13 protein-coding genes and 1 other annotated feature are annotated in these 12,902 nt (G+C 38.1%); of the genes, 12 read left to right on the top strand and 1 reads right to left on the bottom strand.

Features of this window, described 5'->3' with window-relative positions:
* Nucleotides 1-217: 217 nt before the first annotated feature.
* The 12 genes from thrS (at nucleotide 218) to ACLPIE_RS03965 (ending at nucleotide 12,474) form a co-directional block, all read left to right on the top strand.
* Nucleotides 218-2,146, top strand: a complete 1,929-nt coding sequence (thrS, locus tag ACLPIE_RS04020) for a threonine--tRNA ligase (RefSeq protein ID WP_430259904.1) — start codon at nucleotides 218-220, stop codon at nucleotides 2,144-2,146.
* Nucleotides 2,147-2,149: 3 nt separating this feature from the next.
* Nucleotides 2,150-2,689, top strand: a complete 540-nt coding sequence (infC, locus tag ACLPIE_RS04015) for a translation initiation factor IF-3 (RefSeq protein WP_206084385.1) — start codon at nucleotides 2,150-2,152, stop codon at nucleotides 2,687-2,689.
* Between the two features lie 422 nt (nucleotides 2,690-3,111).
* Nucleotides 3,112-3,651, top strand: coding sequence for a translation initiation factor IF-3 (gene infC, locus ACLPIE_RS04010; protein WP_430260246.1), 540 nt, complete (start codon nucleotides 3,112-3,114; stop codon nucleotides 3,649-3,651).
* 81 nt (nucleotides 3,652-3,732) lie between these two features.
* The gene (rpmI, locus tag ACLPIE_RS04005; RefSeq protein WP_004263702.1) at nucleotides 3,733-3,930 is read left to right on the top strand and encodes a 50S ribosomal protein L35; all 198 of its coding nucleotides are present in this window, start codon (nucleotides 3,733-3,735) and stop codon (nucleotides 3,928-3,930) included.
* A 45-nt stretch (nucleotides 3,931-3,975) separates the two neighbouring features.
* Nucleotides 3,976-4,332, top strand: coding sequence for a 50S ribosomal protein L20 (gene rplT, locus ACLPIE_RS04000; protein ID WP_430259903.1), 357 nt, complete (start codon nucleotides 3,976-3,978; stop codon nucleotides 4,330-4,332).
* An 87-nt stretch (nucleotides 4,333-4,419) separates the two neighbouring features.
* Nucleotides 4,420-4,550 (top strand) — a sequence feature (Phe leader region).
* Nucleotides 4,426-4,470 (top strand): pheST operon leader peptide PheM, encoded by a 45-nt coding sequence (gene pheM, locus ACLPIE_RS03995; protein WP_430260244.1) that lies wholly within the window; start codon nucleotides 4,426-4,428, stop codon nucleotides 4,468-4,470. Its footprint overlaps the feature before it by 45 nt.
* A 123-nt stretch (nucleotides 4,551-4,673) precedes the next feature.
* Nucleotides 4,674-5,657: a phenylalanine--tRNA ligase subunit alpha gene (gene pheS, locus ACLPIE_RS03990; protein ID WP_430259901.1), complete on the top strand. Its 984-nt coding sequence runs from the start codon at nucleotides 4,674-4,676 to the stop codon at nucleotides 5,655-5,657.
* A gap of 14 nt (nucleotides 5,658-5,671) precedes the next feature.
* Nucleotides 5,672-8,059, top strand: coding sequence for a phenylalanine--tRNA ligase subunit beta (gene pheT / locus ACLPIE_RS03985; RefSeq protein ID WP_430259899.1), 2,388 nt, complete (start codon nucleotides 5,672-5,674; stop codon nucleotides 8,057-8,059).
* 4 nt (nucleotides 8,060-8,063) lie between these two features.
* A complete protein-coding gene (ihfA, locus tag ACLPIE_RS03980; RefSeq protein WP_004263721.1) occupies nucleotides 8,064-8,360 on the top strand; it encodes an integration host factor subunit alpha in 297 nt (98 codons plus the stop codon).
* Nucleotides 8,361-8,563: 203 nt separating this feature from the next.
* Nucleotides 8,564-9,199 (top strand): hypothetical protein, encoded by a 636-nt coding sequence (locus ACLPIE_RS03975; protein ID WP_430259897.1) that lies wholly within the window; start codon nucleotides 8,564-8,566, stop codon nucleotides 9,197-9,199.
* A 325-nt stretch (nucleotides 9,200-9,524) separates the two neighbouring features.
* Nucleotides 9,525-10,673 (top strand): hypothetical protein, encoded by a 1,149-nt coding sequence (locus ACLPIE_RS03970; protein WP_430259895.1) that lies wholly within the window; start codon nucleotides 9,525-9,527, stop codon nucleotides 10,671-10,673.
* A 10-nt stretch (nucleotides 10,674-10,683) separates the two neighbouring features.
* A complete protein-coding gene (locus ACLPIE_RS03965) occupies nucleotides 10,684-12,474 on the top strand; it encodes an ATP-binding protein (RefSeq protein ID WP_430259893.1) in 1,791 nt (596 codons plus the stop codon).
* A gap of 31 nt (nucleotides 12,475-12,505) precedes the next feature.
* Here the strand turns inward: ACLPIE_RS03965 and ACLPIE_RS03960 are convergent, their stop codons facing one another.
* Complete coding sequence (locus tag ACLPIE_RS03960; RefSeq protein ID WP_430259891.1) at nucleotides 12,506-12,724, bottom strand: ogr/Delta-like zinc finger family protein; 219 nt, start codon at nucleotides 12,722-12,724, stop codon at nucleotides 12,506-12,508.
* Nucleotides 12,725-12,902: the final 178 nt, after the last annotated feature.

The raw sequence follows: 12,902 nt of genomic DNA, 5'->3' as shown, positions 1-12,902 counted from the left end.
ACGGCTTTGCGCTATCGCCTTAAAATATGTCTGTGTTATCATTGATAGTTGAGTTGCTAACGATGTAGCAAATTATGCAGTCAAAGCTGTCTATATTTGTATACATATCTTGCATAGTGAAGTGAGAAATCGTTAGTAACGTATTGATTTATAAACTTTGGAATAATCAAGCAAGTGATCTGGCGTGTGGGTCACCACTGCTGATAAGGATTTTTTAATGCCTGTTATTACTCTTCCTGATGGAAGTCAGCGTCAGTTTGACCATCCTGTTTCTGTGATGGATGTTGCTCGCGATATTGGTGCGGGTCTAGCAAAAGCGTGCATCGCGGGTCGCATTAATGGTGAACGTGTTGATGCATGTGAAATGATTGAACATGATGCAAACGTGTCGATTATTACGAGCAAAGATGAAGATGGCCTCGAAATTATTCGTCACTCTTGTGCACACTTGTTAGGTCATGCCATCAAGCAGTTATGGCCAAATACTAAAATGGCTATCGGGCCAACTATCGACAATGGTTTTTACTATGATGTTGATTTAGACCATGCGTTGACGCAGGAAGACTTGGAAAAGCTTGAAAAGCGTATGCTTGAGCTTGCCAAAACAGATTATGACGTGGTGAAAAAACGTGTTTCTTGGAGCGAGGCTCGTGAAACTTTCGTTTCCCGTGGCGAAGACTATAAAGTTGAAATCTTGGATCAAAACATTAGCCAAGATGATCGCCCAGGTTTATATCATCACGAAGAATATGTTGATATGTGTCGTGGCCCTCACGTACCAAATATGCGTTTTTGCCATCATTTCAAATTGCAAAAAATCGCAGGTGCGTACTGGCGTGGTAACAGCGACAATAAAATGTTGCAACGTATCTACGGCACAGCATGGGCTGATAAAAAACAGCTAGCGGCCTATTTATTGCGCTTAGAAGAAGCAGCGAAACGTGACCACCGTAAAATTGGTAAACAATTAGATTTATACCATATGCAAGAAGAAGCGCCGGGTATGGCGTTCTGGCATAATGATGGTTGGACAATTTTCCGTGAACTGGAAACCTTTGTACGTACTAAATTGAAAGCTTATAACTATCAAGAAGTTAAAGGTCCATTCATGATGGATCGTGTACTGTGGGAAAAAACAGGTCACTGGGACAACTACAAAGACGCGATGTTTACGACTTCTTCTGAAAACCGTGAATATTGTGTTAAACCAATGAACTGCCCAGGTCATGTACAGATTTTTAACCAAGGCTTGAAATCATACCGTGACTTACCATTGCGTATGGCTGAATTTGGTAGTTGCCACCGTAACGAGCCTTCAGGTGCATTGCACGGCTTAATGCGTGTGCGTGGTTTTACTCAGGATGATGCGCATATCTTCTGTACAGAAGAGCAAATCTTAAGTGAAGTAACCAGCTGTATTGAAATGATTTATGATGTTTATGCAACTTTTGGTTTCGAAAAAATAGTTGTAAAACTATCAACTCGCCCTGAAAAACGTATCGGTACCGACGATATGTGGGATAGAGCGGAAGAAGATTTAGCTAACGCACTGAAATCAAAAGGTATTGAGTTTGAATACCAACCAGGCGAAGGCGCATTTTATGGTCCGAAAATTGAATTTACGCTGTATGACTGCCTTGACCGTGCATGGCAATGCGGTACTGTCCAGTTAGACTTCTTCTTACCGGGCCGTTTAACAGCTTCCTATGTAGGCGAAAATAACGAACGTATTGTACCTGTTATGATCCACCGTGCGGTGTTAGGTTCATTAGAGCGCTTCATCGGTATTTTAACAGAAGAGTATGCAGGCTTTTTCCCAACATGGTTAGCGCCACAACAAGTGGTCGTAATGAACATTACTGACAGTCAGGCAGATTATGTTCAAGAATTAGTAAGCAAGCTGCAAAGTGTTGGCATTCGTGCGAAAGCGGACTTACGTAACGAGAAAATCGGCTTTAAGATCCGCGAACACACACTGCGTCGTGTCCCTTATATGCTAGTATGTGGTGATAAAGAAGTTGAATCAGGTAAAGTTGCTGTGCGTACCCGTCGTGGTAAAGATTTAGGCAGCGTTGATGTCAACGAATTCATGACTAAACTGCTTGAAGAGATCCGCAGTCGTCAACTGAATCAGATGGAGGAATAAGGTATTAAAGGCGGAAAAAAACTCCCAACAGCACGCCCGAATCGTATTAACGAAGAAATCCGTGCTACAGAAATCCGTGTCACTGGTCTAGACGGTGAACAACTCGGTGTTATGAGCGTGCGTGAGGCACTCTTTAAAGCAGAAGAAGCAGGTGTCGACCTCGTCGAAATCAGCCCAAATGCAGAACCACCGGTTTGTCGTATTATGGACTACGGTAAGTATCTTTATGAGAAAAGTAAGTCTCAGAAAGAACAGAAGAAAAAACAAAAAGTTGTTCAAGTGAAGGAAATTAAATTCCGACCAGGGACAGATGAAGGTGACTACCAAGTGAAATTGCGCAGTCTCATTCGCTTTTTGGAAGATGGTGACAAGGCTAAAGTTACGCTGCGTTTTCGTGGTCGTGAAATGGCTCACCAACAGATTGGTCTTGAAGTGCTTAACCGCATTAAAACTGATCTGGATGAACTGGCGTCAGTGGAATCATTCCCTTCAAGAATTGAAGGTCGCCAGATGATCATGGTATTGGCACCAAAGAAAAAATAATTAAGCCAGTATTGGTTAAATTAAGCAGCGCTCATTTGGGGCTGCTTAATTTATATAATAAGTAATGTGAGCAATCGTCGAGTGTATTACGCTTATTAGTTGTTCATGCATACGTATGCAATTCATATACGGTATGTAGGACAGTAGACAGTATAAGTTTATAAAAAAGACAATTTGGCGGATAAACAGAAATCATTCATTCAAAAGCCAAGTTTTCAAACGCTTTAGTGCGATTTATTTCAATATTTACTTGAGTAATCTGGCAATAAGCATTAAAATCCGCGGTCGAATCGCTTTGTCAGCTTATGATTAAGCTTGGCAAGCAAAGAATATCGTACACACGTTAGGTGTTAAACAATCAATGACGGGTGTATTGCTTGAGAGAGTATGCAAATCTCTTTATCCAGTTGGAGGAATGAAGTATTAAAGGCGGAAAAAGAATCCCAACAACACGTCCAAATCGTATTAACGATGAAATTCGTGTTCCAGAAGTTCGTTTAACCGGTTTAGACGGTGAACAGTTAGGCATTATGAGCGCACGTGAAGCGCTTGAAAAAGCAGAAGAAGCGGGTGTAGACCTTGTTGAAATCAGCCCAAATGCTGAACCGCCTGTTTGTCGTATTATGGATTACGGCAAATTCCTTTATGAGAAGAGCAAGTCTCAAAAAGAGCAGAAAAAGAAACAAAAAGTTGTTCAGGTGAAGGAAATTAAATTCCGCCCTGGTACAGATGAAGGTGATTATCAGGTCAAACTGCGCAACCTGATACGCTTTCTGGAAGATGGTGACAAGGCTAAAGTTACGCTGCGTTTTCGTGGTCGTGAAATGGCTCACCAACAAATTGGTCTGGAAGTGCTTAACCGCATTAAAGCCGATTTGGATGAACTGGCGTCAGTGGAGTCATTCCCTTCAAGAATTGAAGGTCGTCAGATGATCATGGTGTTGGCACCGAAGAAGAAATAATTAGGCCTTGCAAGTAATAGCGGAAGTTATTCGCCTAATTAATTCGTAGTTAATCACAATGCGAAGTTGGAAATAAAAGAAATGCCAAAGATTAAAACTGTACGTGGCGCAGCAAAGCGCTTTAAAAAAACTGCAGGCGGTGGCTTTAAGCGTAAGCATGCAAACCTTCGTCACATTCTGACTAAAAAGTCAACTAAGCGTAAACGCCATTTACGTCCGAAAGGAATGGTATCTAAGGGCGATTTAGGTCTGGTAGTAGCCTGCCTGCCTTACGCATAAGTAAACAATTTAGTTAATTAAGATAAAGACGATAGGAGATAGCTTATGGCTCGCGCAAAACGTGGTATAATCGCCCGTGCACGTCACAAAAAAATTCTGAAGCAGGCGAAAGGTTACTATGGTGCACGTTCACGTGTTTACCGCGTAGCATTTCAGGCGGTAATTAAAGCTGGTCAATACGCTTACCGTGACCGCCGTCAACGTAAACGTCAGTTCCGTCAACTGTGGATCGCGCGTATCAACGCTGCGGCTCGTCAGAATGGTCTGTCTTACAGCCGTTTCATCAATGGCTTGAAAAAAGCTTCAATTGAAATCGACCGTAAGATCTTAGCAGACATCGCAGTTTTCGATAAAGCAGCATTCACTGCTTTAGTTGAAAAAGCAAAAGGCGCTTTAGCTTAATTGTTTGCTTGGAAAGAGGAAGGTAACTTCCTCTTTTCATTTATAATGATATGTGTTAATAATTTAGTATTGTGTTTTTAAGAGAACTACAGCATGCATTGCGTTATTTTCCGTTTCTTTTTTTACTTTAGCACCTGAATTTCGGGGGCTTTGTCGCGTAAAGATGAAATAAGAAACGAAATGTTACGCTAAAGCCTCCTTAGGGAGGCTTTTTTGTTTCTGGTTTAAGATAAAATACAGTAAAATCAGTTAAGTACTCATCCATTTTAAAATGGAATGTGCAACTTAATAAATATAGTGAATAACTAGCAAAAAGACCAAGAGGTCATAAAGGGGAAACAATGCCACATCTCGCTGAATTGGTTGCACAGGCAAAAGCAGCCATTGAACAGGCCCAAGATGTTGCTACGTTGGAATCAGTGCGTGTTGAATTTTTAGGCAAAAGCGGCCACTTCACACTGCAGATGAAAACGTTGCGTGATCTGCCTGCTGATGAACGCCCAGCAGCAGGGGCTGTGATAAATGAAGCCAAAATACAGGTTCAAGATGCACTGAACGCCCGCAAAGATGTAATGCAAGCTGAAATTCTCAATGCACGCCTCGCATCTGAAAAAGTGGACGTTTCATTGCCTGGGCGACGTATGGAAAATGGCGGGTTACATCCCGTTACCCGCACAATTCAGCGAATTGAGGAATTTTTTGGTGAGCTTGGTTTCTCTGTCGAAACAGGTCCTGAAATTGAAGATGACTACCATAACTTTGATGCGCTAAATATTCCAGCTCACCACCCAGCACGTGCAGATCATGATACTTTCTGGTTTGATGCAAAACGTTTATTACGTACCCAAACCTCTGGGGTACAAATCCGTACAATGAATGGTCAGCAACCGCCTATTCGTATTATTGCGCCCGGTCGAGTATATCGTAATGACTATGACCAAACACATACACCGATGTTCCATCAAACAGAAGGCTTGATTGTTGATAAAGATATCAGCTTTACTAATTTAAAAGGCACATTGCATGATTTCCTGAATAACTTCTTTGAAGAAGAGGTTCAGGTGCGCTTCCGCCCATCCTATTTTCCATTCACAGAACCTTCAGCAGAAGTTGATGTTATGGGAAAAAATGGTAAATGGTTAGAAGTATTGGGCTGCGGTATGGTGCATCCAAATGTATTACGTAACGTAGGTATTGACCCTGAAGTTTATTCAGGTTTTGCATTTGGTATGGGGATGGAGCGCTTAACAATGTTACGTTATGGCGTCTCTGACTTACGTGCATTTTTCGAAAATGATCTTCGTTTCCTCAAACAGTTTAAATAAGGCGGGTCTATCTCATGAAATTCAGTGAACTATGGTTACGCGAATGGGTGAACCCGGCGATCAGCAGTGAAGCATTGTCAGAGCAAATCACCATGGCGGGTCTTGAAGTTGATGGTGTTGAGGGTGTAGCTGGTCAATTCCACGGTGTCGTTGTTGGCGAAGTGGTTGAGTGTGGGCAGCACCCAAATGCGGACAAATTGCGAGTAACAAAAGTCAATGTAGGCGGTGAACGTTTACTTGATATCGTATGTGGTGCGCCAAACTGCCGTAAAGGCCTTAAAGTTGCAGTGGCAACGGTAGGCGCGGTATTACCGGGTGATTTTAAAATTAAAGCGGCAAAACTGCGTGGTGAGCCATCTGAGGGGATGCTGTGCTCTTACTCAGAACTGGGTATTTCTGATGACCATGATGGGATCATCGAATTACCTTTAGATGCCACAATTGGAACAGATATCCGTGAATATCTGAAACTGGATGATAATGCGATTGAGATTAGCATCACACCTAACCGTGCTGATTGTTTAAGTATTTTAGGCGTTGCGCGTGATGTTGCTGTTATCAATAAATTAGAGCTATCTGAACCTGCAATTAGTACGGTAGCTGTTACCACTAAAGATACTTTTCCAATCCGTGTTGAAGCTCCAAATGCTTGTCCTCGTTTCTTAGGTCGTGTGATCAAAAACATTGATGTGTCAGTACCAACGCCAATGTGGATGAAAGAAAAATTACGCCGTGGCGGTGTGCGTTCTATCGATGCCGTAGTGGATATTACTAACTATGTGTTATTAGAGCTGGGTCAACCTCAACATGCTTACGATTTAGACCGTTTAGACGGTGCGATTGTTGCTCGGATGGCAAAAGACGGTGAAAAACTGGTACTGCTCGATGGCAGTGAAGCAACATTAAAATCAGACACATTAGTAATTGCTGACGAATCAAAAGCCTTGGGTATTGCGGGTATTTTCGGTGGTGAACACTCAGGTGTTAATGCTGAAACTAAAAATATTTTGTTAGAGTGTGCGTTCTTTGACCCATTGTCCATTACGGGACGTGCTCGTAATTACGGTTTACACACGGATGCATCACACCGTTTTGAACGTGGTGTTGACCCTCAATTGCAGTTTAAAGCCATTGAACGTGCTACTGCGTTGATCGTTGATATTTGCGGAGGTGAAGTTGGTGAAATCATTGATGTCACCAGCGAACAGCACTTACCAAAAGCGGCAAATATCAAACTGACCCGTCAAAAATTAGACCGTTTAATTGGTCATTTCATTGAAGATGAATTGGTTACTGATATCTTAACTCGCTTGGGCTGCAAAGTGACTGCGTCTGCTAATACATGGGATGTCATTGCTCCAAGTTGGCGTTTTGATATGCAAATCGAAGAAGATTTAGTGGAAGAAGTGGCGCGTGTATATGGTTACAACAGTATTCCTGATGTACCGCTGCGTGCTGACCTGATTATGACCGACCACAAAGAGGCTGACTTGCCTTTGAAACGCATTAAGGCAATGTTAGTGGATCGTGGTTACCAAGAAGCTATCACTTATAGCTTTGTTGACCCTAAAATACAAGCATTGCTGCATCCTCAGGAAGAAGCGTTAGTTTTGCCTAATCCGATTTCTGCTGATATGTCTGCCATGCGTTTGTCCTTGTTGACTGGTTTATTAGGCACCGTTGTTTATAATCAGAATCGCCAACAACATAGAATTCGTTTATTTGAGACCGGTCTGCGCTTTATTCCTGATAATCAAGCAGAATATGGAATTCGTCAAGAATCTATGTTGGCAGGGGTCATTACAGGTAACAGATTTGAAGAACATTGGTCATTAGATAAACAAGTTGTTGACTTCTTTGACTTAAAAGGTGATCTTGAAGCTGTTTTTGAATTGACTGGGAAACTAAATCAAATTACATTTAAATCTGAGGCACATCCTGCGTTACATCCAGGGCAAAGTGCTGGTATTTATCTGGAAAATGAACATATTGGCTTTATTGGTGTGGTTCATCCAGAATTAGAACGAAAACTCGATTTAAATGGTCGTACGGTGGTGTTTGAGGTTCGTAGTGATGCGATAGCACAACGTGTCATCCCTGAAGCTAAGGCGATTTCACGCTATCCGTCGAACCGCCGTGACATCGCTGTGGTCGTGCCAGAAAATGTAGCAGCTGCAGAAGTTTTGGCAGAGTGTAAAAAAGTTGGCATAAATCATATAGTTGGCATAAACTTATTTGATGTGTATTGTGGTGAAGGAATAGCAGACGGTTATAAGAGCCTTGCTATCAGTCTTATCTTCCAAGATACCCAACGTACGATGGAAGAAGAAGAGATTACCGCTACCGTTGAACTGTGTGTTGCTGCGTTAAAACAGCGATTCCAAGCCTCCTTGAGGGACTAAACCTATGGCGCTTACTAAAGCTGAAATGTCAGAAAATTTGTTTGAAAAACTGGGTGTTAGCAAACGTGATGCTAAAGACCTCGTTGAAACTTTCTTTGAAGAGGTTCGCCTTTCCTTAGAAAATGGTGAGCAAGTAAAATTATCTGGGTTCGGTAACTTTGATTTACGTGATAAAAATCAACGTCCCGGACGCAACCCAAAAACTGGGGAAGATATTCCAATTACTGCACGCCGTGTTGTTACTTTCCGCCCAGGCCAGAAATTAAAAAGCCGAGTGGAAAAAGCAACACCAAAAGAGTAATTAATCTATTGATATAGAAAAAAGACCGCCTAGGCGGTCTTTGTTTTTCATATAACCAATTGTTTTATAAAAGGATTTATAAGCAATTATCCACATTACATCCACATGTAACCCACTTTTAGCATTAGCCCCTCAAGTGAGGGGCTTTACTTATCGGTTAAAGCAGACTTTAATTTATTCTCAATTCAATAAGGGGAAATATAATGCTTAGAACATTTTTTGGTGATGTAAAACACACTACGAGTACCAATTTTTTGACCCAAGTAAAAAAACTTTTTATTTGCTCTGTGTTTTCCATATTTGCCTTGGTTGCTAGTATCAGTTCGGCTTCTGCTGCACCGTACCTTAAATCAAGTGAAGATTGCACAAAGCAAAATGAAGTTTATGCAACAATGAATGATGCAATGGAATATTTCAGTGATTATTATCCTGAAAATAATTCACTCGAAATTATTAGCGAATCACCATTAAAAGTTAGGCTTTCAGCAGTAGCTTTTGAGCAAGACGGGCAAGACGTAAAGGAGCTACTAGCTAAACGAGCCATTGTCTATGGTGTTTATCGCTCATTAATTAATACGCCCAATGATAAAGTTACTGTCACTTCTTATTTAGTTGACACGAATGGAAAAAAACTGAAAGGCTCGCCTGAATACACAGCAACAATCAATAAGCTGCAGGCATTAGAGATCACTAAAAAATATGTTCCGATTAATAATTTGAGTGAGCTAACCGACGATAGCTGCTCTTTCACTGCACAGTTCAACGAGCTGCGATTTGATGATAGTGGCAAAAAAGGCTTTGATAAATTCTTTGATGAATTAATTAGTGTATCTAAATAGTAGTGAAGATTTCATTTTGAAGTATCTGCGTTAGGGGTTAATCACATAAAATAAAAGGGTTTACTCCCTCAAGCATCTACGTATTGAGCATATTTTAGATCAGTCCCTCATCATGAGGGGCTTTACTTATAAAATAGACCTGCATTTAACTTATTCTCAATTCAGCATTAGTTATTTAATATAATTATAGCCTGAAGACTAGTATATAATCATAAGAATTATGAGATTAGCATTACTTTCAATTTTTATAACTAGCACCCATTTTAATAATGAAAACTTATGTATAATCACTCCATTTAGAAGGACATTAAAGGATTTCAATTAAATGGCTGAAATTATAGATCATATTGATATTGATAAAATTCGTGAGCAAGAATTGTGCTTTTTGTTTGGCGCTGGTGCTTCATCTGGGCTTTTTCCTACACTTGCAACAGAAGTTAAAGATGAAAAAGGTAACTGGGAAACAATAGAAACACTGGCTCAATATTTTGAATCTATAGAGCGCTTTGATTTAAAAACATTACTTTTCATGTATTACTATGAAAATTGTATTGCACCAGTTATGAGTTTTGATTGGTTAGCGACGTATGAGAAAGCCAGTCTTGATGATGGTTATGACCAAGTTAAAGTTATAAAAAACTATGAAGTATTCTTAACTACACTTTTAAATATACTAGAGACCAAGAATGAGCATGATAAAACAATTAATTTATTTACAACTAATTATGATTCATGTTTTATTGAAGCGTTTGAAGAGTTACAAAAATATCAAGGCATAAATCTCACACTTAATGATGGAACTGACGGATTCAAAGTAAAAACTCTAGAGGCGAGAAATTTTGACTCTGTGAGAGTAAGAAAAAGTATTTTTGATAAAAGTAAAACTACGATACCTCAAATAAATATTATACATTTACATGGTTCAGCATATTGGAGAAAAAACAATGATAAGATTGAAATTCAATATGATAATCAAGATAGAATGATAGAACTTTCATCATTTCAGGCCGAATTAGATGTATTTACTGAAATCATAGAGAAGAAAAACGCTAAACGTGATGATTTTATTGGAACTGATTTCGGGGGTGATTGGCTTGTTAAATCCTCTGGTTTTTGGGACGAATATAATAAATTACCTATAGTTAATCCAACTAAATGGAAATTTCATGAGACAGTTTTTGAAGAACATTATTACCAAATGCTTCGATATATGAGTTATATTTTAGATAAGAAAAATATAACTTTAATAACATTTGGCTTTTCATTTGCAGATGAGCATATAAGAAACTTATTAAAAAGAGCATTGAATAATAAGCACCTAACTATGTACATTTGCTGTTTTAGAGAGTCTCACATTGAAAAATTAAAAGTATATTTCAGGGGTTGCAATAATGTAAAATATATTGCCATCAATGGTGAGCTAGATTTTAATGTTTTTAATGAAACTATTTTTACATTAAATGGTTTAATTTGAAAGGTGGTTTATGTCTATTCTAGTTGGGGAAGTTATTGGGATAAATGGTATTAAAATTACAATAAAACTGTTTGAAGATTCTAATAAAGACACTTTGTATTACGATGGAAGGATTTTTAAAGGTGTATCAATAAGAGAGCTTGTTAAAATAAAACGTGGATTTAAAGATATAATTTGTATAGTAGAAGGTGAGTTTCTTGATGAAAAAAAATATATAGATAATGATCAGAAACGCTATTATATTAGAACGGTAGAGTTAAGACCTATTGGCTATTTTGAGCGTAAAAAATTTAATGAGGGTATTAAATATTTACCATTAATAAAAGATAAGGTATATCTTTTAGAAGAAGATAAATTACCAGATATATTTGGACGAAATAATAATGATGGTTTTATTATAGGTAAGTTATTGAAAGAAGATTATCCTATCTCGTTAGACTGGAAACGGTTGTTTAATACACACATTGGTATATTTGGAAATACAGGGAGTGGAAAGTCAAACACTCTTACTAAACTTTATACAACATTATTTGAAAATAAAATTAAATATATTAAAGGGAAAAGTAAATTTGTTGTTATTGACTTCAACGGAGAGTATACGTCAGAACAACTTACAACTGCTGAATATAAGAGTGTATATAAATTAAATACAAATAATGAAGAAGATAAATTTCCTCTTATAGAAAGTGAGTTTTGGAATGTCGAATCATTGAGCATTTTATTTCAAGCGACTCCAAATACACAAAAACCCTTTATAAATAGAGTAGTTTCAAGTAGAAATAAATATAATAATTCCCCTAATAGTTTAGAGATTTACTTTAAAAAAACATTTGAGAGAATATTTACTGTAGCTTTGCCAAAAGCTGATAGTTTAGATTTAATAAGAGAGGTTGTGTCTATTATTGAAAATGAAAGATTACATAACAAACTTAAAGAAGTCAACTGGAATGGTACTAGGCTTACTTTTTACATGAATGGAAATATTTATTTTAACTCAGATTCTAATTCCTATGATCAACACTTCAAAGCTCTGGTAGATGAGGTATCTATGCCAGAACTTGGGGTTTTTAATGAATTTAAATTACGTTGCCATTTGCAATTAATCAATGATTTAATTTTGGGTTTTGTTCAATATGAATTTATTCAACCTTTACTTAAAAGAATAGATGCATCATTAAATTCGCTAAGAAAAGTTATTGCAGTAACAAGAGAACATCTTGATTCAAAAGTTATTACAATTATTTCTTTAAGAAAATGCAACCAAGATATAAAAAAAATACTCCCGCTTCTGATATCTAAACACTATTATCAGCCGCATAAAGATAGTGTCTCTAATCCCCCAAAAAAGACAGTTCATTTAATTATTGATGAAGCTCATAATATATTATCACATCAATCTACAAGAGAAAGTGAGAGCTGGAAAGATTATAGATTAGAGCAATTTGAGGAGATAATAAAAGAAGGTCGAAAATTTGGATTTTTTTTAACATTATCAAGTCAACGACCTGCTGATATTTCTCCTACTATCATGTCTCAAATTCATAATTTTTTCATACATAAATTAGTTAATGACCGAGATTTATTTTTGATAGATAATGCAATAAGTACGCTCGATAACATTTCAAAAAATATGATTCCAAATTTATCTAAAGGTTGTTGTATCGTCACAGGAACATCATTTGATATCCCTATGGTTCTTCAAGTTGACCTTTTAGATAAAACCCAGCAGCCAGATAGTGAAGATGTTGATTTAGCATTACTTTGGTCTGATAACCAAATAGATCAGAACGAGGAAGAATAATATAATGAGTCGTAATACGACTCATTATTAATTACAACCCCAAAGAAGCCTGCTGAAACTTATTCGGATGCGGTTCAACAACATTAATATGTGCAGGTTTAACAACAATTTTGGTCACTGATTCGTGACTGACAAATGTGCAACCACAATTAATATTTTGGCACTGGTTATAACGTTCTTTGGTTTCGGATGAGACTTGATAGGAGCTACGTGTATGTGCAGCATGACCGCATTCTGGACAATTCATCATGATAGATTACCTTTTGTCATGATGTTGATGTTATGTGAATTATATCATGTATATTTATGGGACTTCCCTTGTTATGGTGGCTGATAATATCATAATGCATATTTTATGATCAGGGATTACTATCATGGACGAAAAGTCTCTTTACGCCCGAATACTCAATTTATCCCCTCCTTGGAGT

The organism is Providencia sp. Me31A (assembly GCF_050487165.1).
Classification (GTDB): Bacteria; Pseudomonadota; Gammaproteobacteria; order Enterobacterales; family Enterobacteriaceae; genus Providencia.
Note: the sequence above shows the minus strand (reverse complement) of the source record. Positions and strands in the feature narration are given on the sequence as shown.

Bases quoted from the DNA above. Each gene is read 5' to 3' on its own strand.
- pheS (WP_430259901.1), top strand. From the start codon at position 4,674: ATGCCACATCTCGCTGAATTGGTTGCACAGGCAAAAGCAGCCATTGAA.
- rplT (WP_430259903.1), top strand. From the start codon at position 3,976: ATGGCTCGCGCAAAACGTGGTATAATCGCCCGTGCACGTCACAAAAAA.
- thrS (WP_430259904.1), top strand. From the start codon at position 218: ATGCCTGTTATTACTCTTCCTGATGGAAGTCAGCGTCAGTTTGACCAT.
- pheT (WP_430259899.1), top strand. From the start codon at position 5,672: ATGAAATTCAGTGAACTATGGTTACGCGAATGGGTGAACCCGGCGATC.
- rpmI (WP_004263702.1), top strand. From the start codon at position 3,733: ATGCCAAAGATTAAAACTGTACGTGGCGCAGCAAAGCGCTTTAAAAAA.
- ACLPIE_RS03975 (WP_430259897.1), top strand. From the start codon at position 8,564: ATGCTTAGAACATTTTTTGGTGATGTAAAACACACTACGAGTACCAAT.
- ACLPIE_RS03960 (WP_430259891.1), bottom strand. From the start codon at position 12,724: ATGATGAATTGTCCAGAATGCGGTCATGCTGCACATACACGTAGCTCC.
- ihfA (WP_004263721.1), top strand. From the start codon at position 8,064: ATGGCGCTTACTAAAGCTGAAATGTCAGAAAATTTGTTTGAAAAACTG.
- ACLPIE_RS03970 (WP_430259895.1), top strand. From the start codon at position 9,525: ATGGCTGAAATTATAGATCATATTGATATTGATAAAATTCGTGAGCAA.
- ACLPIE_RS03965 (WP_430259893.1), top strand. From the start codon at position 10,684: ATGTCTATTCTAGTTGGGGAAGTTATTGGGATAAATGGTATTAAAATT.